Genomic DNA, 1,051 nt, shown 5'->3' on the forward strand with positions numbered 1-1,051 from the left:
TGGAGGGTCTTCCCGCCGGCGTGCCGATCACCACGGAGATGGTGGCGGACCACCTGGCGCGGCGGCGGCTCGGCTATGGCCGTGGTGCGCGGATGAAGTTCGAGCGGGACGAGGTCACGTTCCTGGGTGGTGTCCGGCACGGGCTGACGCTGGGTTCGCCGGTGGCGGTGATGGTGGGGAACACCGAGTGGCCGAAGTGGGAGCAGGTCATGGCGGCCGACCCGGTCGATCCGGAGGTGCTGGCCGGTCTGGCGCGGAATGCGCCGTTGACGCGTCCGCGTCCGGGTCACGCCGATCTGGCGGGTATGCAGAAGTACGGTTTCGACGAGGCGCGTCCGATTCTGGAGCGTGCCTCGGCCCGGGAGACGGCCGCCCGGGTGGCGCTGGGCGCGGTGGCCCGGTCGTATCTGAAGGAGACGGCCGGGATCGAGATCGTCTCGCATGTGGTGGAGCTGGCTTCGGCCAGGGCCCCGTACGGGGTCTACCCGGCCCCGGCGGACGTGGAGAGGCTGGACGCGGACCCGGTGCGCTGTCTGGACGCGGATGCTTCCAAGGCGATGGTCGCGGAGATCGACCAGGCGCACAAGGACGGTGACACCCTCGGTGGTGTGGTGGAGGTGCTGGCCTACGGTGTGCCGGTCGGGCTGGGTTCCCATGTGCACTGGGACCGGCGGCTGGACGCGCGGCTGGCCGCCGCCCTGATGGGGATTCAGGCGATCAAGGGGGTGGAGGTCGGTGACGGCTTCGACCTGGCGCGGGTGCCGGGTTCGAAGGCGCACGACGAGATCGTCACCAGCGAGGAGGGTGTCAGGCGGGTCACGGGCCGTTCCGGTGGTACGGAGGGTGGTCTGACCACGGGTGAGCTGCTGCGGGTGCGGGCGGCGATGAAGCCGATCGCGACCGTGCCCCGGGCGCTGCGGACGATCGACGTGGCCACCGGCGAGGCGGCGCAGGCGCATCATCAGCGCTCGGATGTGTGCGCGGTGCCGGCCGCGGGGATCGTCGCGGAGGCGATGGTCGCCCTCGTCCTGGCGGACGCGGTGGCGGAGAA

General features: G+C 71.6%; 1 protein-coding gene. It reads left to right on the top strand.

Annotated elements, in window-relative coordinates; translation table 11 throughout:
• Positions 1 to 1,051: chorismate synthase (aroC, locus tag ABD350_RS37495; protein ID WP_344353890.1), on the top strand; the 1,051-nt coding region annotated here is incomplete at both ends.

This window comes from Streptomyces nogalater (assembly GCF_039532885.1).
Classification (GTDB): Bacteria; Actinomycetota; Actinomycetes; order Streptomycetales; family Streptomycetaceae; genus Streptomyces; species Streptomyces nogalater.